Here is a 23,799-nt window from a genome sequence, read left to right as displayed (position 1 = left end):
TTTTCTCTTGATAGAACCCACCGCATTACGCGGTAGAATATGCTATTAGTACGATATTTGCGAGACAGTTCGTCCTAAAGGATACCGCTCCGCATATTGCCGGGGTTCCCCCCGTTGTAGAAATTGTCGAGGTTGCGATCGCAATCCTGTTTATGCTCATAAAAATAGCCTAATATCAATACTTGCAACAATTATTTATAAGCTTTAAAACTTATACTAGAACCAAATTAATATAATACAAATTTTAGTTGTAAGGAGAGTAATAGCTCTGTGCTGCAACGTTTAAAACAAGATTTAAAGAACGACTTAATTGCTGGATTGCTGGTGGTGATTCCCCTGGCGACAACTATCTGGCTATCGGTGTCTATTGCTAAATGGACAATTGATTTATTTACCCGTATACCCAAACAAATTAATCCTTTTGATGGGTTAGATCCTTTTTTAACCAATATTCTTAATTTTACAGTAGGGTTGGCAGTACCTCTGTTGAGCATTTTAGCCATAGGTTTGATGGCTCGTAATATTGTCGGTCGTTGGTTGCTCGATTTTGGCGAACAATTCCTTCAAGCGATTCCTTTGGCAGGTTCGGTATATAAAACTTTAAAACAGATTTTAGAAACCTTATTAGGAGATTCCAAAACAAAATTTAGAAGGGTTATTTTGATTGAGTATCCCCGTAAAGGAATTTGGACGATGGGATTTGTGACGGGAAAAGCTAGTCCTTCTTTGCAAAAGCATCTTCCCGAAGAAATGATTAATGTTTTTATTCCTACTACCCCCAATCCTACTTCGGGATGGTATGCTATTGTTCCTCAATCGGAAGCGATCGATGTGGACATTTCCATTGAAGATGCGTTTAAAGTTCTGATCTCAGGAGGAATTGTTAGTCCTGAAAATCCTAGCATCAAACCACCCGTTGCTGTGCCAAAATCTTCTTCAAAACTTCCCTTAGACGCGGGTTTAGCTGCCAACACATCTGGACTAATTCCCAAGGAATCAGAAAGTTAGGCAAAACTAAGCTGTATAATGGTTTGGCTGGAAATTTATCTTTGAGTATCTATTATTCATTTAATTTTAAAATGGCTCTTCGGAAACAACCTCGTAGTATTGCTCGCGAACTTGCACTACTAAGTATTAGTCAAATCAAAACCAAAAAAAATCAACTCAACCCAGAAGACTTAGATAGTTTGATTTTGGCTGCTATTCGTACTTTGATTATGGAAGTCCAAGATAATCTAGAGACTGCTTCTGCGGAGATTAAAAGGGGCGAAGAGCGTCTGTTAAACAGTGAAACTAGAGCCAGTGACCTCGATAGTGCTAAAGTGATGCTGCAAGAAGCTTTAGAAATATCTCAAACAGCAGTCAATCGTTTGGGGATGGCAATAGAATTTCCTGAATTTTTGCAACTTACTAGTAGAGAGCAAGTAAGAGAATATGCTGCGGAATTGATTATAACGGTTAACGATCGCCATCTTGAAATCGAACAGTCGATTGAGAATGTCTTAGTGGCTTGGCAACTCAGTCGTTTACCCCAGGTCGATCGCGATATTTTACGGATTGCCGTCGCTGAAATATTATACCTTGACGTTCCAGAAAGAGTTGCGATTAACGAGTCGGTAGAATTAGCCAAAAGATATTCTGATGAGGACGGATTTAGGTTTATTAATGGTGTGTTACGGAGATTGAGCGATCGCATTAAAGAACAGGGACTAGAAGCAATTACCACGATTGAAGAAGAAGTGAAAACAGAGATTAAGAGTGAAACGGAAGATATATTGCCCGAAGAAATCGCAACATCTCAAACAGAAAAAACCCCCGATATAGAGGAAGTATCGCAAATAGAGCGAGAAGCAGAGCGAAAATCTTTGCGCATTTTTAAACAAACTTTTGCAGACATAGATTAATATCTTTTAGTTTGAATATTGATTTTTAACTATAGCTAACTTATTACTAAAATCGTTAGTTATAGTTGTTTTTACTGTAATCTAAAATACGTTTTGAATATTTTTATGTTTCTCGGTAATTTAAGCGACATTGTTTAGCAATTTTATGCTTGATTTATGTTGCGATCTGCAATTATACGACAGGAAAAGCAATGATTTACGTTATTCAAAAGAATTGCTACCGTGGAGTTGTGCCACGTATTTTTTGCGAGTTATTTTTTAAAGTGGCAATAAGCTATCTGAAACTGGGTACAATATTTTCTAATAAAAGATTATGAGTAAAATTAATATTTTAATAGTAGAAGATGAACTGATAATTGCCAAAAATACAGCTAAAAAACTCGAAAAAAGTGGTTATCATGTTGATAAAATAGTCTCTTCAGGGCAAGCTGCGATCGATTATATTAATACTAATCAACCAGACTTGATTCTAATGGACATTGCTATCAAAGGAGAAATTGATGGCATCGAAACTGCTGCAAAAATCAAATTGATTTCTGATATTCCAATTATTTTTCTAACAGCCTATGCTAATGACGAAACTTTAGAAAGAGCTTCACAAACAGGTTGCTATGGTTATTTAATTAAACCATTTCGGGACAGAGAATTACAGGCTACAATCAAAATGAGTCTGAGTAAATATAAAGAACAATCAGTTATTCAAAAATCTTTACAGGATACTATTAAAGAATATTCATCCAATTTTGATAATATTTATGTCAATAACTTGACTAATTTGCCCAATAAACTTTTTTTAAGGGATTCTTTCGATTATTTAATTTCATCCCTATCTAATGATGACGAACAAGAATTAAAATTAGTAGCATTTTTCAATATTCACATAGATAGATTTAGTAAAATAAATAATTGTCTAGATTCAACTCAAAAAAATATTTTTATTAAAGAAATAGCAGAAAGACTAAATCAATACATTAACAATCTTAGTTTTCAAGGCATTACTATTCATTTACAAGAAGATAATTTCTTCGTAATGATCCCCTTAGACAGGCAAATAAAAGCTAGTCGCTACGGTCAAGAAATCTTGGATCTTCTCCAGCAAGCTTTTTATATTGACTACCATGAAATATTTCTGTCTGCCAGTATTGGAATTTCTTTTTATCCCAACGACCATCAAGACATCGAAATATTATTAGAACAAGCCGTTAAAGCTACCCAATACGCACAAAAACAGGGTGGAAATCGTTGTCAGTTGTTTACATTTGCTTTTAATATTAAAAGTTCGCAAGCAACAGAAAGCTTGACTATGGAAGCCCAATTACACCATGCTTTAGAAAAAAAAGAACTAGAATTATATTATCAACCAAAAATTGACCTACAAACAAATTTAGTAGCGGGTACGGAAGCACTATTGCGTTGGAATCATCCCACATTAGGTAGAATTCCTGCCGAAAAATTCATCTCCATCGCCGAAGAAAGTGGTTTAATGAAACCAATTGGAGCATGGGTTTTACAAGAAGCTTGTCAACAAGCTCAAATCTGGCACGATGAAGGATTGGATTTTCTTAAAATCGGCATTAATTTATCTGGATTTCAGTTTAAGCAAACAGATCTGTTTCACCAAATAACTCAAGTTTTATTTAATACCTCTTTAAATCCTCAATCTTTAGAGTTGGAATTAACTGAAACAATATTAGTAGATAATATCAAAGCTAATATTCAAAGACTACATCTGATCAAAAAACTGGGAATCCAAATAGCATTAGATGATTTTGGGACTGGATATGCTTCTCTAGGTTATCTACAACAGTTTCCTTTTGATTTATTGAAAATAGATGCTTGTTTTATTCATAACATTCATAATAACGAGATTAATGCTGTAATTACTCAAAATATTATTAGGATGGCACATCAATTGAATTTGAAAGTTGTAGCTGAAGGAGTGGAAACAGAAGCAGAATTAAAATTTCTGCAAACACATAAATGCGATTTAGTTCAAGGATTTTTGTATAGTCGTCCCCTTGAAGCATCACAAATCAAAAGTTTAGTCCATAAAATTGCTAATTCATCAAGGGCGAGAATTAAATGATGGCTAATTTTTTGGTATGAATGTAGTTTTGCTTCGGTCGAAAAAAAATTTATCAGGAAAAAATCATGTCGCTAACGAACAAGTCAGCCAGAATTTTAGTAGTAGATGATAATAATCTCAATTTAGATTTACTATGTAAAATTTTATCTAAAGCTAATTTTAGAACTATCACAGCAGTAGATGGAATAGATGCTATTAAAATAACTGACGTTGAACTTCCTCATCTGATTTTGCTAGATGCGATAATGCCTAATCTTGATGGTTTTGAAGCTTGTAAAATACTCAAAAAAAATCCTAAAACCCAGGATATTCCAATTATATTTATGACTAGTGTGACAGACACAGAAAAAAAAGTGAAAGCTTTTGAGTTGGGTGCTAATGATTATATTACCAAGCCTTTTCATAAACCAGAACTGTTAGCTAGAGTAAAATCTCATTTACAGGTATTTGATTTGAGCAAAACTTTAAAATATCGTAACCATGTTTTGCAAAATGAAGTTGAGCAGAGATATGAAGCAGAAATTTCGTTGTTAGATATTAATGAACGTTTGGCGGATGTCAATCAATCTCTTAAAGCTGAAATTGAAAATCGCAAACTAATGGCATTACGCTTACAGGCCGAAATTTTAGAGCGCAAAAAAGCAGAAAAAGAAGTAAAAAAATCTTTGAAAGAGAAAAATTTGCTGTTAAAAGAAATTCATCATCGAGTTAAAAATAATTTGTTTATTGTTTCTAGTCTTTTAGAATCTCAAGGAGATTATATAGATAATCCAGAAATAATTAAAGTTCTATCGGATAGCCAAAATCGTATTACGACCATGGCATTGATTCACGAACAGCTTCATTATAGTACTGGATTATGTGAAATTGATTTTCAGCAATATTTAACTGCTTTAATCGAGCATATTACTAACTCTTACCTGACTCAAGAAATTAATTTTAAAGCGGATATTCAACAGGCTTATCTAAACATTGAAACCGCTCATCCCTGTGGATTAATTATCAACGAACTTATTTCTAATGCTGTAGAACACGCTTTTCCTGAAAAAAAGCAAGGAAATATCATTTTAAAATTTTGCCAAGATAAGCCTGGAAACTATAATTTATGGTTTAAAGATGATGGCATTGGTTTCCCCGATGATAAAGACTTTTACCATAGCGAATCATTAGGATTAGAACTCGTGGTTACTTTAGTAGAACAACTAGAGGGAAAAATAGAAATGAACAATAATAATGGTACAGAAATTAGCATTACTTTTGCGGAACTAGATTATAAAAGTAGAATGAACGCGGGATAAAACGCCCATTCTCACAATATATTAACCTCCAAACAAAGCACCGATCGCTTTACCCATATTTTCGGGTTGCATCGCTACGGTAGCTGCGGTAGGTTCGTAGCCGCAATGCACCATACAGTCAGCACATTCGGGGTTGCCACTTTTCTTTCCATAGTTACTCCATTGAGTCTGATCAATCAATTCTCGATAGCTAGAAAAATGTCCTTCATTTAAGAGATAACAAGGTTTTTGCCAGCCCAAGACACTATAGCTGGGACTACCCCAAGGAGTACAGTCAAAATCTTGGTCTCCCATCAAAAATTCTAGAAACAAAGGATTGTGGTTGAAATTCCATTTTTTTGCGCCAGATTTCCACGGAGACAGTATTTCTCTAAATAAAGCTTTGGTTTGTTCCCGCTTGAGAAAATTATCTTTATCGGGAGCCCAGTCATAACTATAACCAGGAGAAACCATCATGCCATCTAAATTCAAAGTTTCTAGATAGTCAAAAAATTCTTGTATCTCTTGAGGGTTGGCATCTTGAAAGACAGTAGTATTGGTAGTAACCCGAAAGCCTTGCTGTTTTGCCGTCTTAATCGCTGCGATCGCTTTTTCAAATACTCCCTCGCGATCGACGCATTTATCGTGTTGTTCCTGCAAGCCATCCAAATGTACGCTAAAAGTCAAATAAGGGGAAGGCTCAAACTTATTCAGGCTCTTTTCTAATAAAATCCCGTTAGTGCAAAGATAAACAAACTTTTTGCGCTGTACCAAACCCCGCACAATTTCATCAATTTGAGGATGTAACAACGGCTCTCCCCCAGGAATAGAAACCACGGGCGCGCCACATTCTTCGACGGCATCAAAACACTGTTGGGGACTAAGATTTTGCTTTAATACCTCTGTAGGATGCTGAATTTTACCACAGCCAGAACAAGCCAAATTACAGCGAAATAGAGGCTCTAGCATCAATACTAGGGGAACGTGCTTGCGTCCCATCAGACGCTGGGTAACTAAGTATTTTCCGACTGTAACTGCTTGTTGAAGTTGAATTCCCATGTTGTATCTCCTCAAACACACCTATATTCTTTCTCTCTAATTAGTTGTACCATTTATTCCCCGAATAAAACCCTCGACACCAAAGCCGAACGCGCGGGGATGGTTTAATTGTCGAGCAAACTTTAACACAGCATCGCGACCTATTTCTGTTTCCAAAACAGAAGAAAAAACTATATCTAGTGAATGCTGTTGACAATATTCGATCAGCCGACTGGGAAAACCCATAATAGCAGCCTTGATCGTAAATATTCCTTGCCATCCTTGCCGATCGGCTTGTTGTAGTTGGAGGAAACTGGCGACAGATTCATCTAAAGCTAAAGGGGTTGAATATTCTTGGCTGAGTCGAATCATTTCCCTCAAACAGTCTCTAGCTAAAGGTTGCTCGATAAATTCGATCGCCGTTAAATTATCCGTTACTGCAAGGAGTTGTTGAGCTTGAGTTAAATTCAATCCCTCGTTAGCATCTAATCTCAATTTAACTTGGCTTGGTAGGGTGGCAACCAACTGTTGTAAAATTTCTATCTCTTGGGCTAAAGGATAAACGCCAATTTTCCATTTAAAGGTAGTATTGTGTTGTTGTTGATAAATTTTTTGCCAAGCATTTAAGGCTGTTGCTCCCGCAGGTAATAAATAACAAAAATCTAAATTATCTAAAGCAATATTTACTTGAGGTTGAGTTAAATTCAACCAAGCAGATTCAAAGGCAAATTGACAGGCAGGAAGGCGATCAGGAATTTTGGCAATATCTTCTGTACTGATATTGTCTCCCCAATGCTGACAAAATTCTAACGCTTGAGACATGGTTTCTGAGCCAAACCAAGATAGAGGAGCGATTTCTCCCCGAGCAAAATCGATTCCATTACTCAGACTAATAATAATACCCTCACGTATTTGCCAAATTCCATGACTGGTACGTAAGGGTTGTTTAAAACGACGTTGATAAATATCAAAATTTAATTTTAACTTCAATTTCAAGCAAGCTGAGGTTGGAAAGTTTTAATTAAGACTTGTGAAAACGGATGCCTATCAAAATATCATATAAGAAATTAATCAAGTTTTTACTCTCTAAAAGACCTAATGATTGCTCGCAACCCTTGGCATCTAATAAAGGCTTGGTTTCATAATAAGCTGATTGATATTTATACCAAGGAATCGAAGGCCAAAGATGATGCACTAGATGGTAGTTTTGTCCTAAGATAAGCAAATTCAAAATAGGACTGGGGTACACTCTAGAGCTTTTCCAGCGATCGCGTTCTTTAAAAGGACGATGGGGTAAATAATCAAAAAATAATCCTAATGCCATGCCCACTACCATAGCGGGGACAAACCAAAAATTCATTACATAACCAATAAAGTCATAATGAATCCCCAAAACAACAATGGAAATTAATACTAGTCTGCTGAGAAACCATTCTAGCAACTCATATTTACGCCACAAGCGTCGTTGGAAGAAAAAATACTCATGATAGAAAAAACGAGCTGCAATCAGCCACAAAGGACCACCTGTCGAGACAAAATGGTCGGGATCGTTTTCAGGATCGTTAACGTGGGCGTGATGTTGCAAATGAACTCGCGTAAAAACAGGAAAAGCAAAGCCTAACATTAAGGCGCTGCAATGTCCCAATATAGAATTTATAATACGATTGCTGTGGGCGCTATTGTGGGAAGCGTCATGAATAACAGTTCCTGACAAATGTAATGCCAGAACATTGGCAGTAAAAGAACACCAAGCAGGAAAATCCCAGAGGAAATAGCCAGTGGTTGATATCGTCAGCAACAAGATCGCTGCGATCGTCATCAACACATTGGGATTGATTCCGCCAGGAGCTTTTAAATATTCTCTTGGTACTGTTCGCAGTGTCTGAGCCGACTGCATCTTTTCGTTCGCTCCTCTTACTTTAGATATATAGATATACTAGTTTCCTCGGTTAGTTTACACTAATTTTAAGTTGAGGTAAAGAAATGTAACGCGATCGCCAGAATTTTCTAATTTAATAATTAATTGGTTTTAGTTATTAACTATTAGAGTTGTTTATAGCTCGATCTAGACGATTCACCCCTAAGAATCAATATTTTCTACATTTGAGCTATATAAGATTGATAACCTAATTTATCAAGTCGATCTTGTTTGTCAAGTACCATTTGTAATAAATCTTGTCTGTATTGTTCTACTTTACTTTGTAAAGTGCGATCGCTTGTAGCTAAGATTTGTACTGCTAATAGTCCTGCATTTTGGGCGTTACCAATCGCTACCGTAGCCACAGGAATTCCTCTAGGCATCTGGACGATTGAATATAGAGAGTCTACTCCATTTAGTTGACGAGTCGTGACGGGTACGCCAATTACGGGCAAGGGAGTCAAGGAAGCTACCATTCCTGGTAAATGTGCTGCTCCCCCCGCACCAGCAATAATTACTTTAATACCTTGTTGATGAGCATTACGGGCATACTCGACCATTCTTTCTGGGGTACGATGGGCAGAAATAATCGCTACTTCGTGGGGGACATCAAAATCTTCGCAGACTGCGATCGCTTTTTCCATAGTGGGCAGATCGGAATCGCTGCCCATAATAATTCCAATTAAGGGGTTAGTTTGACTCAAAGCATTTTCATATATTCGGGATTCTGTATTTTATCAGCATATAGTAATCATAATGGTAGATTTATCGATCGTTAATGCCAAGGTTGTGGGGTATGAAGGTTTACAGCAAGTTGCGATCGCATCGGGCAAAATAATAGCAATTTCATCTAAATTGAATGTTATAGATGCAAAATCGACTATTGACTTGAATGGAGACTGGCTTTCTTTGGGGGGAATAGATCTACAAATCAATGGCGGTTTGGGTTTGGCTTTTCCCGACTTGGAGTTAACAGACTTACCCAAACTGAAAAAAATTGGCGATTTTCTTTACGCCAGAGGAGTAGATGGCTTTTTGCCCACAATAGTTACTACTTCCGTCGATAAGATACAGCGATCGCTTTTTGTGCTTGCTCAATTCATTTCAACTCAAGAGAAGACAGAAAGAACAGCCCAAGTTTTAGGAGTACATTTAGAAGGGCCATTCTTAAATTACCAAAAAAGAGGCGCGCACCCCCCACAACATTTATTACCTTTAACTATCGAAAATATTAAAAGGGTATTAGGAAACTATAGCGAGATAGTGAAAGTAATCACTCTTGCCCCAGAATTAGATGGCAGTGGTCAAGCAGTTAGTTATTTAAAAGAGCAAAATATTACCGTTAGTTTGGGACATTCCCTGGCAACAGCAAAAGAAGCAAAAGAAGCTTTCAAGCAGGGCGCATCAATGGTAACTCATGCTTTTAATGCTATGCCTAGCTTGCACCATCGCCAACCAGGATTGTTGGGAGAAGCCATTGTCAATCCTGATGTTCGTTGTGGTTTAATTGCCGATGGCAATCATGTCTGCCCTACTATGTTAGAAATTATTCTCAAAGCGAGTAATTACGACAAGGGAATATTTATAGTTAGCGATGCCTTATCTCCTATAGGTTTACCCGATGGAGTATATCCTTGGGACGATCGAGAAATTACTGTGATAGAAGGTACGGCTAGATTAGCTGACGGTACATTGTCAGGTACAACTTTGCCTTTATTAGTCGGGGTAGAGAATTTGGTTAAGTGGGGTTGCGATCTAGAAAAAGCGATCGCCATGGCGACAGAATCTCCTCGTAAAGCGATCGCTTTAACCGCTATTGATATCGGACAACCTGCTAGTTTTTTGCGCTGGCATTGGAACGAAAAAAAACACAATTTATCTTGGACGAGGATTAACTAATACTGTTAAGTATTTAACTTTTATATAGGATAAAACTCTCATTAGTTATTACTTATTACTTTGTCAATTAACAAGTAGTATTCAGTGATTTTACTGATGAAATAATTAATTTAAGAATCTAAGTTTAGAGTTAGATGAAAAAAATGCTTAATCAAACTTTTAAATAACTGAATCTCTGCTGCTATTAATTAGTGTCAAATCCTAGCTTGATTTGTCTATCTCATGCAAATAAAAAATTAATAAATCCAAAGTAATGGAGAAAAGTATTATTTTAATCTGCCCTTAAATAGATAAAAGTATAGGAAATTTATCCTAATTATAGAGAGAGTAAAAATCCTCGCCTTGGTCTTATCTAGACCAAAGAGAAATGAAAACTCTTTGTCCCATTTGTTCTGATATTTTGCTCCGTCACCTTAGTAAAACTAGGATTTTGTGGTTTTGTCTTAGATGCCATCAAGAAATGCCTAATTTTGATTTGGCGAAATTTAATGCTATTCCAGAAAAATGTCTTAGTTTCAGCGATCGCAAAAATTCAGGAGATCGCACGAATTATCAAAATCAAACCTCTAATATTGTTCGACTTGCTAAATCTAGATCCTTGACCATCAGATTCCTTTTTAAAGAAGATAAAAAAAGATTGAAAGTTGTTAGTTTTATTTTGAATCAAATTAATATAATTCTCTTGAATACATTTGCCGATCACCAAAATTATCCCCTCGGTCAAAAATTCGCTCCAAACCAGCTAGAAACTCAAAATATCCCCACAAGTTCCTTGATAAAAGCTAGTTTTTTACAAGACAGTGAAATTATTTTATTATGTATTTGTCAAGCAATTTTAATTGCCGATAAATCTATCCTAAAGAACTCAAAATCACCAGAATTCCAAGCCGACCTAAGCGAGTTTGAACTTCCAGTCGAACAAAGTTGCTTGATTGACTTAATTAAAACATCGGTAATTGAATTCATCTATTCTATTACTTTAGATTCATCTCAAAATATCAATACTTTTGCTTCAGAAGTAGCTAGCTATTTTGAAATGGCAATTACCTTAATGAATCAACTCCCACAATCATAAGCAGAATAAAAATAACTCACAATTACTGAACTACAAGGGATAAAATTATTCCAAAAGCTAATTCATACCAAACATCTAGATGAAACAAATTCTGGCTCGAATCAAACCTTATATACGCTGGTTTATTTGGGGAGGGGTTATATTTTTTCTGATTAAAACTGTTAAAGATCGCTTGGGAGAAGTTGCAACTATTAGCATCGATCACCAAGGTTGGTTAATATTAAGCGGAGCATTAATGATTACCATTTGCGCTCATATTTGGTCTGGTTGGGTGTGGACGTGGATTTTGCAACTGTTTAAACAACCCTTAGGAGTCAAAGAAGGTATTCGGGTTTATTTAATAACCAACATTGCTAAATATTCTCCTGGCAATATCTGGCATTTTTACGGCAGAATTACGGCGGTTTCTGGGGTAGGAGGATCGAAAGGCGCAGCTACCTTGAGCGTATTATTAGAGCCTTTACTAATGGCATCCGCAGCACTTTTGATTGGCTTAATTAGTAGTGGTTTGGGTGTGCTAGAAACTGACTTTAACCCGATAATTGTTGCATTGCAATTATTTAGCTTAGTTGCGGTATTAATCGGCATACATCCTCGCATTCTTAACCCTTTGATGCACCGTCTGAGTAAGAGTAAAAATAAAGCCGATCCTACCGCAGCCCAACTGATTAAATTAGAAACTTATCCCCTGATGCCATTTTTGGGAGAGATTGGATTTGTTATCTTGCGGGGAATTGGTTTTATACTCACTTTCCTAGCATTACAGCCTATTTCCGCACCACAAATACCCCAGTTAATTGGTGCTTTTAGTTTCGCTTGGTTGCTTGGTTTAGTTGTACCAGGCGCGCCAGGAGGCTTGGGCGTATTTGAAGTCACTGCATACAGTTTGTTGGACGATGCCTTATTTCCTGCCGAAATCGCTGCGGTTGCTTTATACCGACTTATCAGTATTTTAGCCGAAGCGATCGCAGCAGTAGGCAGCTTTAAAAAAACAAAAAATCAATAATGAGTTCCTGATTTGCGATGATGAATAGCAGTAACTGCATCAGATTCAAATACCTTACCTTGTTGAGCAACGGCATATAATAACCAATGATCGCCACACTCCATACGGTTAGCTACCTGACATTCTACATAAGCTAAAGAATCCGTCAAAATAGGACAGCCGTTTTCCGCTTCTTCGGTTGATATCCCTTCAAAACGATCTTCACCAGGGGCAAAAGGTTTTAAGAAATGCTTCATCATACCAAGATGATTGCCTTCGGGTAAGACATTTAACACAAAACTATTGCCTTTATATAACAAAGATTCGATCGCTCTTTCTTTCGCCACCGCCACAGTCAAACCAGGAGGACTAAAAGTTGCTTGAGATACCCAAGAAGCCAACATCGCCCCCGATACTTCTTCTTTTTTGGTAGTGACAATACACATCGAACCTACCAATCTTCCTACAGCTTGCGCCGTGCGATCTACATTGGAAGTAATTCCTTGGGCTTGTCTGACTTTTTTGCTTTTACGTTTGGCTTTTTTCAATTCTTGAGCAAAATCTGTTCCTGCTTCTTCGCAGGTTTTTAATACCGCATCGGTAGGAGTAAACTTAACCCGAATTGGTTCAAAACCCATCTTATATCCTGCATTGCGGAATTTATTTTCTAGCAAGTCTACCGCTTCCCCACTCCAACCAAACGAACCAAATACCCCCGATAATTGAGTTTTGGCTGCATTTGCCAAAACAATCCCTAAAGCTGCCTGAATCTGGGTTGGAGCGTGTCCTCCCAAGGTTGGCGAACCCATGATGAAGCCCGCAGATTTTTTAATCGCACTTTCTATTTCTTCGGGTTTGGCAGATTCCGCATTAATCGATTCGACTGCCACCCCTGCTTTCGTGATTCCCCTCGCGATCGCCTGGGCAATAGTTGCAGTATTACCATAAGCAGAAGCATAAATTAAAGCTACGCTCAAATCGCGATCGCTTTGTTGTTTTGCCCAATTACGATAATCGGCTGTTAATTCGATTAAACTATATCTAACTAAAGAACCGTGTCCCGTACCATAGATACGGGCTGGTTTATCTTTGATTTTGTCTAAACTATTGATAATTTGGCGCGCATGGGGTGCCATCAAACAATCAAAATAATAGCGACGATCTTCTAGATCGATCGTCCAACCTTCATCAAAAACGCGATCGCCACATACATGACAGCCAAACAGTTTATCGGTATAAAGTACGGCAGTTTTGCGATCGTAAGTGCAAAGATGATCGGGATAGCGGGGATTTGCTGTCGGGGTAAATTCTAATACATGTCCCTGTCCCAAATCGAGGGTTTCTTCTCCTTTAATTACCTGGATGTTTAATTCTGTTTCTGCCAAAATTTTACGCAGAGATATTGCCCCAGGATTAGTACAGACAATTGTGATATTCGGTGCAATTTCTAGTAGAGCTTGAAGAGTTTTTGCTCGATTGGGGTTAATGTGTCCCAAAATAACATAATCAATAGTTTGAGGATCTATTCTTTCTTTGAGTGCGTCGAGAAAGATGTCCGTGAAAGATTCCCCAGGCGGATCGAATAAAGCTGTTTTATCTCCTTCTATTAAATAAGAATTAGCGGTAGTTCCTTTTTGCAAGGCATATTCTATTTCAAACTTGAGTCTATCCCAAGTACGCGATCGCAATACGCGAGTATTAGCTGCAACGGGAAATACCTGAACATCCTTGGCTTTGTTTACAGGAGACATAGTTGATTTATAGCATCTTTATTATTCTTAATTTTAGTTTACTGAATAATTGTCCAGTCTCTATCAATCTTCTGATAATAACTCTTCTAAAATTGGCATCAAATCGTCTTGATCGGGGGATACCAATTCTAAGCGATTTTGCGCGTCGTATCGAGCAAAAAATAATAGAGGAGTTAGGGGAGTATAGATGCCATATTTTTGCCCTGCATGATAAAAATGCGCTAAAGACTGTAATTCTTCCTCTTCAATATCATCATCTATTCCATCCGCATCAAGAGTTAATATTTGATCCTCTTCAATAGGAGGAAGTTCCCCTATAGCGGTTAAAGTATATCCAGTGTGATGTAGTAAAAGATTTTGCTCTGCTAAGACTGCTTTAGCATTATCAAAAATCAGGGCGATCGCTTCTTCATCATCTAGCATAGATGCTTCCATTTCATCTTCACTATCGCTATTGATGCTCATAATGACTACAGGAATATCTACTGGTACTAATAACAAGTAGGTCATGTTGTCGATCTCTAAAGACTGTTCGATATAACAAGGAAGCGATCGCCCACTTTCATCAACAATCGTCAGAGTTTCCTCTTCATATTGTTCATCTGGATTAAATTTAGATGATGGCATAATTTCAAATTATCAAATATTTTTGATTAATCAATCTTGCTATATTTTGACTTTAAAGAATTTTATTTAGATTTTAGAATACCATTTTTTGAGGAACGAGGAGTTTATCGATCTCCCCGTCACCCAGTCACCTAGTCACCTAGTCACCTAGTCTTAAGCATCTTTTTTCGGTTTAAAAGTCGAGGCTATTTCCAATTCCTTAAGCTGTCTGGGATTAACCGCACTGGGTGCATCGGTCAATAAGCAGCTAGCTTGTTGGGTTTTGGGGAAGGCAATTACATCGCGAATTGATTCTTCCCCTGCGAGTAACATTACTAATCTATCTAAACCGAAGGCGATCCCACCGTGGGGAGGCGTACCATATTCAAACGCTTCTAAGAGGAAGCCAAATTTTTCATTAGCTTCTGCTTCCGATAGTCCGATCTCTTTAAAGACTTCTGATTGGAGTTCTTTTTGATAGATTCTCAGGCTTCCTCCACCTATTTCGATCCCGTTATAGATCATGTCATAGGCTTGCGCTCTCGCAGTGGTTAGATCGTCTCTATCTTCGGGATAGGGTGCGGTGAAGGGATGGTGGAGTGCTTCATAGCGTTTCTCATCACCATTCCACTCAAACATCGGAAATTCTGTCACCCAAAGTAGGTTTACTTTCTCGTTGTCGATTAATCCCATTTCCTGAGCGACAAATAAACGCAAGCGATCGAGGGATTTATTGACTGTGGCAGTGTCTCCCGCACCAAATAAGAGTAAGTGTCCTGGTTTTGCTCCAGTACGGCTTAATAGATCTTGTTTTTGCTCTTCGCTGAGATTTTCTTTAATTGCACCAATAGTATCGATTTCGTTATTTTCTCGGACTCGAATGTAAGCAATTCCTTTAGCCCCAGCGGTGACAGCTTCGTTAAAGATATCTCCTTTGGGTTTGATCCGAACATTAGAAATCGCATCATTACCGTTGGGGATGGGTAATACTTTTACTTGTCCGCCGTTTTTAATCGCACCAGAAAAGACTTTAAATCCAGAGTCTGCAAAGATATCGGATACATCGACTAATTGGAGATCGAAACGGGTATCTGGTCGATCTGTACCGTAGCGCGCCATGGCATCAGCATAGGTAATACGAGGTAGAGGTAGAAAAATATCAATATTTTTTACAGTCTTAAAGATGTGAGCGATTAAAGCCTCATTGAGAGCAATAATTTCATCTTGAGATAGGAAACTCATTTCCATATCTAGCTGAGTGAATTCTGGCTGTCTGTCGGCGCGCAAATCTTCATCGCGGAAACAACGGGCTATTTGATAATAGCGATCGCATCCTGATACCATTAATAATTGTTTGAATAGTTGGGGAGATTGGGGCAAAGCATACCAATCCCCAGGATTAACCCGCGATGGTACGAGATAATCCCTTGCTCCTTCGGGAGTCGAACGAGTTAAGATCGGAGTCTCTACTTCGATGAAGTTTTCTGTATCTTCTAGGAATCTCCGCATTGCTTTGACGACTTCATGGCGCAATCTTAAATTCTTCGCCATGCGATCTCGTCTTAGATCTAAGTAGCGATGTTTGAGTCGTAACTTTTCCCCGACATTTTCTGTATCGGCGGTAGAAACTGGAAACGGCAATTGTTTGCTTACTGCATTTAGTACTTCAATGGATTCGGCATAGATTTCTATTTGTCCTGTGGGTAGTTTATCGTTTAATGATTCGGTTGGACGTTGACTGACTTTTCCTATGGCTTTAATGACATATTCACTGCGGAGAGATTCTGCATCGGCATAAGATTGTGGAGTGCGTTGGGGATCGCTAACAATTTGTACTGTTCCCGTGCGATCGCGTAAGTCGATAAAAATAACTCCTCCATGATCGCGACGACGATCGATCCAGCCATAAATAGTAACGGTTTGGTCTATATGTTCGGCTCGCAATTCGCCACAGTAATTAGTTCTCATGCTTGCTAGCTAAATGAATATGATTTGAAATACAGCGTCTTCAAGAGTAACAAAATCTGTACCCTTGTTGTAGACTCTTTTTTTGTTTACCTAGAGACGTTTCCCATGGCGGGTTATACAATATGGTTAAGTTTTATTGAAAAAAATGTGTCAGAGCGATCGCAATTACCGCAAAATCTTTTTTTAATCTTTATAATTTACGAGCATCATCTGCTGGTATAAATTAAAGCTAACCGAAGCTCGACAGCCTATGTTTTTAAGTTTCCAATCTAGAGATGAATCCAAGCTAGTTGTAGTTAACCCCATCGGCAAACTAAGAAGGTTAATACTATTATCTGTTGTTGCAACATCTCTCTGTGTTGGATTCAAACCAATCCATAATTCTGTTAACAATAATCCTGAAGCTTTATTAGTTTTAGGCGGACATGAAGAAAGAGAACGTTTTGCAGCCAAACTAGCTCAAGAGTATCCCGATTTACCTATTTGGATTTCCTCGGGAAGTCCCCAAGAATACGCCCAAAAAATCTTTGCCAAAGCAGGCATAGAAAGCGATCGCTTACATTTTGATTATCGTGCAAGAGATACTGTCACCAACTTTACTACTTTAGTTGACGAACTAAAAGCTCAGGGCATAGACAGCGTGTATCTAATTACCTCAGAAAATCATATGACAAGAGCCAAGATTATCGGCGATATTGTCTTTGGCAGTCAAGGTATTGACTTTAAACCTATTGCCGTACCTTCTAAAAATCCACCCGAACCTTTAGAAAAGTGTCTGCGGGATGGTGCGAGGTCGATTATATGGACGATCACAGGACATACGGGAGTTATTTTGTTGCAATCTGGCGATAAAAGCCTTAAGTTTCTTTAACTATTCTAACTATTAGAACCAGGTACTTAATATTAAGCAGATAGATCTGTTTAACTAAAGACAACTATGTCAATTTAATGTACTGAGGTAAGAAATGGATATTTTTGCATCATCTAATCATATTGCTCAAGCTGCGATCGCGGGAGGGATAATTAGTGCTGGATTAAATTCAGTTATCGGCGATTATGTAAACAGATCTATTCGTCAAGCCAGAGAATTCGATTTCAAGGTAGTGTTGGTCAAAACTTTGGTATCTTGTCTTACCTTGGGACTCTTGTTAAGCGTGATTTTTTATGTTTCTGCGGTTTATGCCTATCCCAACGCCAGTATTACCCCAGTACAAATCATTGCCCTTTTTACCCTCTGCTTTGGCGTAGGCTATCCTATATTAGATATGCTAATAGCAACAATCCGCAATAAAATATTTGCCTAATCTTAATTTCAATCTAAACCTAGGGTTTAACCTACAAAGTCTAAAATAATCCCTGCGGTGAGTTGGGGCTTTTCTAGATGGGGAACATGACCGCAATTATCGATCCAAACTAGCTTACTGTTAGGAATTGCTTTGGCAAACTTTCCCGCACCTTTAGTTCCGACAATATTGTCTTGTTTTCCCCATATAATTAGAGTCTGCTGTTTTATATCTGAGATTAGACTAGCAAAAGAGCCATAACCGCCACTTTTGGTGAAAGCAATCAATGATTTGTTCCAATTTAAGCATTTAAGGTGTAACGCAGCACAAGTTCGAGCGTCTAAACTGGCAAAGCTTTTATCAAAATAGGCAGTTTCACTAATACTTTGACGTACTTTGGGATTGCGTAAAAATTCTGTCGCCAAATAATCTATGGGGGGAAACATAAATTTGCCGATGCTTGGCTGCTTGACTAACCCCGCACTATCCAAAAGAATTAGCTTTTCTACCGCTTCGGGATAAGTAAGGGTAAAATCAATGGCTGCTGCGCCTCCCATGGATGCACCTGCTAGAATTACAGGCTGTTTAATTAGAGTCTTCCAGAAATGATAAAGGTGGGTTTTAATATTCTCAGGATTTAGAGGAATATCTAAGTTGCGCTGAGAAAAGCCAAACCCGAATAAGTCTAATGCCCAGGTAGACTGTTTTTCTTTTAAGAGAGGAATCAAACGCCTAAATTCTAGGAGAGAACTATCAAATCCATGGATTAATAAAATTGGCGTATTGCCTTCCCCTTGATGAATATAGGTGGTTGCAATTTCTAATTGACTTAATGGTGTAGATATAGATGCGAGTTTAATCTCTTGGGCTAAAGCGATGGAAGTAGATTCAGTCAGAGTAGCGACTTCGGCAGGAAGATAACTAGGAAACATAAATGATAAATAATATTTATAACCATTAAACAAGTTATCGCAAAATGCCATTTCAATATTCACGGCGAATATATTTAGCAGACACCGACGCTGCGGGAGTAATCTATTTTGCTAAAGGGATGGAAATCTGTCACGAAGCCTATGAAGAGTCTTTGGCAAGTTCGAGAATTAATCTTAAGCAAATTATAGAAGAAAAAAAAATCGCTTTACCAATTGTTCGTGGGGAAATAGACTTTTTGCGTCCGTTGTTTTGTGGCGATCGCATTACTATCAATCTAACAACCAAGCTAATCAACAGCAGGGAATTTGCCGTCAATTACCAAATATTTCATGTCGCCAACTCAGATAAAATTCTCGTTAAAGCTAAAACTAACCACGTTTCCATCGATCCAGCTAAAAGAATCAGAATAGATTTACCAACCGCCATACTCAATTGGCTAGAAGCATATGAGATTGAGAATTGAGAGGTTTATTAAGGGCAAACAACCGTCCGCCCCCATAACAGTATTATTTATTTATTACTTATTACCTAATCCTGATGCCAATCAGAAATTTCTTTCTGACGCGATCGCGCTACTACCAAAGCATTATCTTTTACATCTTGAGTCACCACTGAACCCGCAGCAACGGTGACGTTTTTACCTATAGTTACTGGAGCAACTAAAACGCTATTCGAGCCTGTTTTAGTACCTTCTTTGATGGTTGTAGAGTGTTTATTTTTGCCATCATAGTTAGCGGTAATCGTCCCCGCACCAATATTAACGTTTTCTTCGAGAGTTGCATTACCAATATAGGATAAGTGTGCCACTTTAGTATTCGAGCCAATATTGCTTTTTTTCATCTCGACAAAGTTACCCACGCGACAGCCTTCTCCTAAAACCACGTCTCCCCGCAAGTGTGCGTAAGGGCCTACCGTAGTATTGTGAGATACCCGTGAACCTAAGACCACAGAATATGCCACTGTGACATTATTACCAATAATGCTATCTTCAATCAGACTACCAGGACCAATACGACTACCCGTGGCAATTTTAGTATTGCCTCTCAAGTGAGTTTGGGGTTCTAAAATAACATCGGGTTCTAGTTCGACAGTTTCATCAATGGTAATGCTGTCGGGATTAACCATAGTCACCCCTGCTTTCATCCAATTATCTTTAATTCTTGCCTGTAAAATATCGTAAGCTGCTGATAGTTGTTGGCGATCGTTGATGCCGTTAGTTTCCCGATAGTCTTCCGCATCAAATGCCATCACGCGATCGAGATAATCTACTACTTCTGTTAGATAGTACTCCTTTTGATCGTTATTGGTTGATAGTTGAGGTAGTGCGCCCGCTAATTTTTCCCAATTGAAACAATAGATTCCTGCATTAACTCGACGATTCTGTTTTTGGGCTAGATTACAATCGCGATCCTCAATAATATGACTGACTAAATTATCTCCATTACAAAAAACCCTGCCATAACCTTGGGGATTAGGTAAGTTTGCTGTCAAAAGGGTTGCTGCATTGTTGTTTGTTTGATGGGTTTCTACTAATTTTTGGAGGGTTTCAGGACGAAGTAAAGGTGCATCGCCGTTTAATATCAGTAAATCTCCCCTATAATCTTGGAGACTGGGAATTACTTGCTGTACCGCATGACCCGTACCTAACTGTTCTGTTTGTTCGACAAATTTTACTTCATGACGATGACTCAAGGCTTGTTTAACTTTTTCCCCTTGATAGCCAATAATGACAATTTGTTTATCTAAATCTAATAAACTACAACTATCCAGTACCCGTTCGACCAGCGATCGCCCTGCAACCAAATGTAGAACTTTTGGTAAATCGGACTTCATTCGAGTGCCACGCCCTGCTGCTAAAATTGCTACCGCTACCATGCTTTTTAAGGTTAGTTACTACTACTAATTCGATTGGAGTATAGCTTTTAACAGTAGTTAAGTGCAAAGTAAAAATCGAAGAGACAAGGCAAATCTAATTTTACGCGCTAATTGTTAATTAATTCAATTCATGGAAAAACTATGCTTAACTTCAAATACTCTAGTCTAATCGATGCACCTGTAGAAACAGTGTGGCAGTTTCACGAGCGATCGGATATCCTCGATCTCCTGACTCCTCCTTGGCAACCTGTGAAGATAATCCGTCGCGAAGGTGGTTTGGGTGTAGGGGCAATTAGTGAATTTAGGCTTTCTTTGGCGGGAATTCCGATCCGCTGGGTGGCAACTCATATTGAATGCGAACCTAACCGTTTATTTGTGGATAAGCAAACTGAAGGCCCGATGGAATCTTGGGTACATCGTCATGAATTTGTCGCCGAAAATGGTCGAACTAGATTGACAGATGCGATCGCCTATGAAATTCCTGGGGGTATGCTTGCTGAATTGATCTTAGGCTGGTGGGTAGATGCCAGGTTAACTGATATGTTTCGCTATCGTCACCAAGTAACTCAAGAGAAATGCGAACCATTAAAAACTTGCCTTGAAATCGATAATTAGCAGCAAGACAAGTTAATTTTTATTTAATTCTCGAAAAAATTAAAATCGAGTTCATGTATCTGAGTTAAAGCTACTGCCAAACATATCAGACTCTTTGACAAAACCATGATAGGCTTCCATTTCATGTTCGCTAATATCTAAGCCATCTAATTCCGCTTTTTCTGGCACTCTCAAACCAAAAACTAGTTTGATGAAAAACCAAGCAGCAATACTAAAAATGAGCGTGAATGCCCCGACAGACAAAATCCCTGTCATTTGAGCGATTAATTGGTCTAAGTTGCCGCTATAAACTAGTCCCGATATGGGGTTTTCCGAACTTTTTTGGAGTAAGTTTTTTGGGTTGGCGATTAGTCCTACCGCTAAAGTTCCCCAAATACCGCAAATCAAATGTACCGAAATTGCCCCTACAGGGTCGTCAACCTTGAGACTTTCCAACAAACTAATAGCGAAAACCACTAAGATTCCTGAGATCAAACCAATCATTACCGCGCCAAAATAATCTACTACATAGCAACTTGCGGTAATAGCTACAAAACCTGCCAAAATACCGTTGATTATCATCGATAAGTCGGGTTTGTCGTCTCGCAACCAACTAGTGATGGTCGCACTTAAAGCCCCGCTCATCGCAGCAAGGTTACTAGTTAAAACAATATAAGGAACAGCTTCGTTGGCTGCCAATTCCGAACCACCATTAAAACCAAACCAACCAATCCAAAGAATAAAGCATCCTAGAGTAGCCATACTCATATTGTGACCGGGCATGGGGTTAACTCTTCCATCCTCTTGGTATTTTCCTTTCCTCGCCCCTAAAATTATTGCCCCCACTAAAGCTGCCCAACCCCCAACGGAGTGAACTACCGTCGAACCAGCAAAGTCATAAAAACCTTGAGCGGTAAGCCAGCCGTTTTCAGTGAATACCCAATGTCCGACAATCGGATAAGCGATCGCCGTAAGTAGTAAACTAAACATGGCATAACTAACAAATTGAATTCTTTCTGCCACTGCACCCGATACAATTGTTGCTGCCGTACCCGCAAAAGCAGCTTGGAATAAAAAGAAAACTGCTATGGGTAATCCTTGGGGATAAGGCTCTAGTCCATAGACAGCAGGATTGGAACTACTCAAGAAAAAGCCTTCATTACCAGCAAAGGGACTATCAACTCCGCTAAACATGATCGAAAAGCCAATCGACCAAAATGACATTGTTGCTAGGGCAAAGACGAGCAAGTTTTTGGCGAGGACGTTGACGACGTTTTTACGACGACAAAATCCACTCTCCAACATGGCAAACCCTGCATTCATAAAGATTACTAGAATTGCTGCCACCAACACCCAGGTTGAATTTAACGCACCCTGAACGCTCTCTAAAGTTAAAGGTTGAGCATCTTGAGCCATTGCTGCTGTATTCCAAGTAATTAAAATAATTGCAACTAAAGGTATACAAGCAATCCAATATGGAGAAAAAGGCAATCTAGCTGATTTTTTTTTCTTACTGTTGAGATTCGGTTTAGATTGAAAGATAGAAGCAAACATATAAAAACAGAATTGAGATATTACTCAAATTATTTGATGACTAAACACACTCAAAGTTGTGCTAAAAATTACTTATTGAAGTTGCTTAAGTAATTTATTTGAGTTTTTAAAGTCACCAAAAGTTGACAAGTCCGTTTTAACCTACAAAAATTTTTTCTAGTAGAGAAAAAATACTATGTTTGCTTCTGTAGTATCTAGTAAATTAATGTTAATTTACTAGATACTACGTTTAGTTTTCACTAACTTTGAGCTGAGTGATCTCAGTTTTGCAGTAAGTAAAAATACTCAGTAAAAAGTGAGTATTCAAGAACTATTCTTAGAGAAAAGAAAGAATAGTGAAAATGAAAATAGACAAACTAAAACAAATCAAAGCTCATGCAAATGTGATCGCGATTTTTAAATTTATTCGCGATCGCTTTATAGACTGCATTTTCACTGCCCACATCAGCAAAATTAAGCCTGTCATCGTAATAACTAAATTTTTAGTCAATAGACTAAACAGGAAATATTACTTTTATTTCAAATTCTTGGTTCTCTCGATCATAAAGCCCTGTTAGTCTATTGATTTAACGCTCAAAGCTAGGATAATTAAGGATATAATTTGTAACGAAAGCCCTTTTAAAACTTTGTCTCAATGAGTAATCCCGTTACCGATGCCTTCTTTTTTGGTCGAGCATTAGCTGAAGTCTTCAGCGAAAAACTTGAAGAATCTTTCACCAACGCTATGAGCGATTTGGGAAAATTTGATGCAGAGCAGAGAGAAAACCTCAGACAGTTCGTTGAAGAAGTGCAGTTACGAGCCGAAAAAGCTGCTGGAGGCACTTCTACCCCCCAAACTTCTAGTAATAGTGCTTCAGATAGTGTAAATATCAACATAGATATTCACTCAGACGATTTACAAGCAATGTTAGATCAACTGAGAGCCGAAATTGCCACCTTAAGAGCAGAATTGAAAAAATATCAAGACTGAAGATAAATCTTAAAATTTAGCAGATTGAAACACCGCCAATCTGCTTTGCTCTGTTGTTTGGTCACAGTTAACTTCTTTGGAAG

21 protein-coding genes and 1 pseudogene are annotated in these 23,799 nt (G+C 38.1%); 12 read left to right on the top strand and 10 right to left on the bottom strand.

All coding sequences use genetic code 11. From position 1 onward, the window contains the following. Positions 1 to 270 precede the first annotated feature (270 nt). From I4641_RS08415 to I4641_RS08400, 4 genes and pseudogenes are all read left to right on the top strand, one after another. Positions 271 to 1,008: a DUF502 domain-containing protein gene (locus I4641_RS08415; RefSeq protein WP_229640039.1), complete on the top strand. Its 738-nt coding sequence runs from the start codon at positions 271 to 273 to the stop codon at positions 1,006 to 1,008. Between the two features lie 71 nt (positions 1,009 to 1,079). Beyond that, positions 1,080 to 1,700: pseudogene (gene nusB, locus I4641_RS08410) on the top strand (transcription antitermination factor NusB); the annotation flags it as partial. A gap of 517 nt (positions 1,701 to 2,217) precedes the next feature. After that, positions 2,218 to 3,990 carry a two-component system response regulator gene (locus I4641_RS08405; protein WP_229640037.1) on the top strand — a complete coding sequence of 591 codons (1,773 nt, stop codon included), beginning with the start codon at positions 2,218 to 2,220 and terminating at the stop codon, positions 3,988 to 3,990. Between the two features lie 65 nt (positions 3,991 to 4,055). Further along, on the top strand, positions 4,056 to 5,288 hold the full coding sequence (locus I4641_RS08400; protein WP_229640036.1) for a response regulator: 1,233 nt from the start codon (positions 4,056 to 4,058) through the stop codon (positions 5,286 to 5,288). A 21-nt stretch (positions 5,289 to 5,309) separates the two neighbouring features. Here the strand turns inward: I4641_RS08400 and hpnH are convergent, their stop codons facing one another. The 4 genes from hpnH to purE all read right to left on the bottom strand — a co-directional run bounded on the left by hpnH (position 5,310) and on the right by purE (position 8,894). Beyond that, positions 5,310 to 6,326, bottom strand: coding sequence for an adenosyl-hopene transferase HpnH (hpnH, locus tag I4641_RS08395; protein ID WP_229640035.1), 1,017 nt, complete (start codon positions 6,324 to 6,326; stop codon positions 5,310 to 5,312). A gap of 36 nt (positions 6,327 to 6,362) precedes the next feature. Next, the gene (locus tag I4641_RS08390; RefSeq protein ID WP_229640034.1) at positions 6,363 to 7,295 is read right to left on the bottom strand and encodes an o-succinylbenzoate synthase; all 933 of its coding nucleotides are present in this window, start codon (positions 7,293 to 7,295) and stop codon (positions 6,363 to 6,365) included. 31 nt (positions 7,296 to 7,326) lie between these two features. Further along, positions 7,327 to 8,202, bottom strand: coding sequence for a beta-carotene hydroxylase (gene crtR, locus I4641_RS08385; protein ID WP_229640033.1), 876 nt, complete (start codon positions 8,200 to 8,202; stop codon positions 7,327 to 7,329). 200 nt (positions 8,203 to 8,402) lie between these two features. Further along, positions 8,403 to 8,894, bottom strand: coding sequence for a 5-(carboxyamino)imidazole ribonucleotide mutase (gene purE / locus I4641_RS08380; protein ID WP_229640032.1), 492 nt, complete (start codon positions 8,892 to 8,894; stop codon positions 8,403 to 8,405). A gap of 85 nt (positions 8,895 to 8,979) precedes the next feature. Between purE and nagA the strand changes: the two genes are divergently transcribed. The 3 genes from nagA to I4641_RS08365 all read left to right on the top strand — a co-directional run bounded on the left by nagA (position 8,980) and on the right by I4641_RS08365 (position 12,203). After that, a complete protein-coding gene (gene nagA / locus I4641_RS08375) occupies positions 8,980 to 10,122 on the top strand; it encodes an N-acetylglucosamine-6-phosphate deacetylase (RefSeq protein WP_229640031.1) in 1,143 nt (380 codons plus the stop codon). 367 nt (positions 10,123 to 10,489) lie between these two features. Beyond that, the gene (locus I4641_RS08370) at positions 10,490 to 11,197 is read left to right on the top strand and encodes a globin family protein (RefSeq protein WP_229640030.1); all 708 of its coding nucleotides are present in this window, start codon (positions 10,490 to 10,492) and stop codon (positions 11,195 to 11,197) included. A 79-nt stretch (positions 11,198 to 11,276) separates the two neighbouring features. Continuing rightward, complete coding sequence (locus I4641_RS08365; protein ID WP_229640029.1) at positions 11,277 to 12,203, top strand: putative bifunctional lysylphosphatidylglycerol flippase/synthetase; 927 nt, start codon at positions 11,277 to 11,279, stop codon at positions 12,201 to 12,203. Here I4641_RS08365 and I4641_RS08360 read toward each other — a convergent pair. The 3 genes from I4641_RS08360 to aspS form a co-directional block, all read right to left on the bottom strand. Continuing rightward, positions 12,197 to 13,933 carry a diflavin flavoprotein gene (locus tag I4641_RS08360; protein ID WP_229640028.1) on the bottom strand — a complete coding sequence of 579 codons (1,737 nt, stop codon included), beginning with the start codon at positions 13,931 to 13,933 and terminating at the stop codon, positions 12,197 to 12,199. The two genes, I4641_RS08365 and I4641_RS08360, sit on opposite strands and share 7 nt — an antisense overlap. 63 nt (positions 13,934 to 13,996) lie before the next feature. Next, the gene (locus I4641_RS08355) at positions 13,997 to 14,560 is read right to left on the bottom strand and encodes a DUF3727 domain-containing protein (protein ID WP_229640027.1); all 564 of its coding nucleotides are present in this window, start codon (positions 14,558 to 14,560) and stop codon (positions 13,997 to 13,999) included. 153 nt (positions 14,561 to 14,713) lie between these two features. Continuing rightward, a complete protein-coding gene (gene aspS, locus I4641_RS08350; protein WP_229640026.1) occupies positions 14,714 to 16,507 on the bottom strand; it encodes an aspartate--tRNA ligase in 1,794 nt (597 codons plus the stop codon). A gap of 250 nt (positions 16,508 to 16,757) precedes the next feature. On the opposite strand from aspS, the gene I4641_RS08345 reads away from it, so the two are divergent. Continuing rightward, the gene (locus I4641_RS08345) at positions 16,758 to 17,378 is read left to right on the top strand and encodes a YdcF family protein (RefSeq protein WP_229640025.1); all 621 of its coding nucleotides are present in this window, start codon (positions 16,758 to 16,760) and stop codon (positions 17,376 to 17,378) included. 94 nt (positions 17,379 to 17,472) lie between these two features. After that, positions 17,473 to 17,811, top strand: a complete 339-nt coding sequence (locus I4641_RS08340) for a hypothetical protein (RefSeq protein ID WP_229640024.1) — start codon at positions 17,473 to 17,475, stop codon at positions 17,809 to 17,811. 26 nt (positions 17,812 to 17,837) lie between these two features. Here the strand turns inward: I4641_RS08340 and I4641_RS08335 are convergent, their stop codons facing one another. Further along, the gene (locus I4641_RS08335) at positions 17,838 to 18,722 is read right to left on the bottom strand and encodes an alpha/beta fold hydrolase (RefSeq protein WP_229640023.1); all 885 of its coding nucleotides are present in this window, start codon (positions 18,720 to 18,722) and stop codon (positions 17,838 to 17,840) included. Between the two features lie 44 nt (positions 18,723 to 18,766). On the opposite strand from I4641_RS08335, the gene I4641_RS08330 reads away from it, so the two are divergent. Beyond that, the gene (locus I4641_RS08330; protein WP_229640022.1) at positions 18,767 to 19,186 is read left to right on the top strand and encodes an acyl-CoA thioesterase; all 420 of its coding nucleotides are present in this window, start codon (positions 18,767 to 18,769) and stop codon (positions 19,184 to 19,186) included. A 65-nt stretch (positions 19,187 to 19,251) separates the two neighbouring features. Here the strand turns inward: I4641_RS08330 and glmU are convergent, their stop codons facing one another. Continuing rightward, positions 19,252 to 20,598 carry a bifunctional UDP-N-acetylglucosamine diphosphorylase/glucosamine-1-phosphate N-acetyltransferase GlmU gene (gene glmU / locus I4641_RS08325; protein ID WP_229640021.1) on the bottom strand — a complete coding sequence of 449 codons (1,347 nt, stop codon included), beginning with the start codon at positions 20,596 to 20,598 and terminating at the stop codon, positions 19,252 to 19,254. 141 nt (positions 20,599 to 20,739) lie between these two features. Here glmU and I4641_RS08320 point away from each other — a divergent pair, with 141 nt between their 5' ends. Next, positions 20,740 to 21,213: an SRPBCC family protein gene (locus tag I4641_RS08320; RefSeq protein WP_229640020.1), complete on the top strand. Its 474-nt coding sequence runs from the start codon at positions 20,740 to 20,742 to the stop codon at positions 21,211 to 21,213. 51 nt (positions 21,214 to 21,264) lie between these two features. Here I4641_RS08320 and I4641_RS08315 read toward each other — a convergent pair whose 3' ends face one another. Then, positions 21,265 to 22,746, bottom strand: a complete 1,482-nt coding sequence (locus I4641_RS08315) for an ammonium transporter (protein WP_229640019.1) — start codon at positions 22,744 to 22,746, stop codon at positions 21,265 to 21,267. A gap of 634 nt (positions 22,747 to 23,380) precedes the next feature. Between I4641_RS08315 and I4641_RS08310 the strand changes: the two genes are divergently transcribed. Further along, positions 23,381 to 23,716 (top strand): DUF6825 family protein, encoded by a 336-nt coding sequence (locus tag I4641_RS08310; RefSeq protein WP_229640018.1) that lies wholly within the window; start codon positions 23,381 to 23,383, stop codon positions 23,714 to 23,716. Positions 23,717 to 23,799: the final 83 nt, after the last annotated feature.

The organism is Waterburya agarophytonicola KI4 (genome assembly GCF_020640915.1).
In the GTDB taxonomy this organism is placed as follows: Bacteria; Cyanobacteriota; Cyanobacteriia; order Cyanobacteriales; family Xenococcaceae; genus Waterburya; species Waterburya agarophytonicola.
Note: the sequence above shows the minus strand (reverse complement) of the source record. Positions and strands in the feature narration are given on the sequence as shown.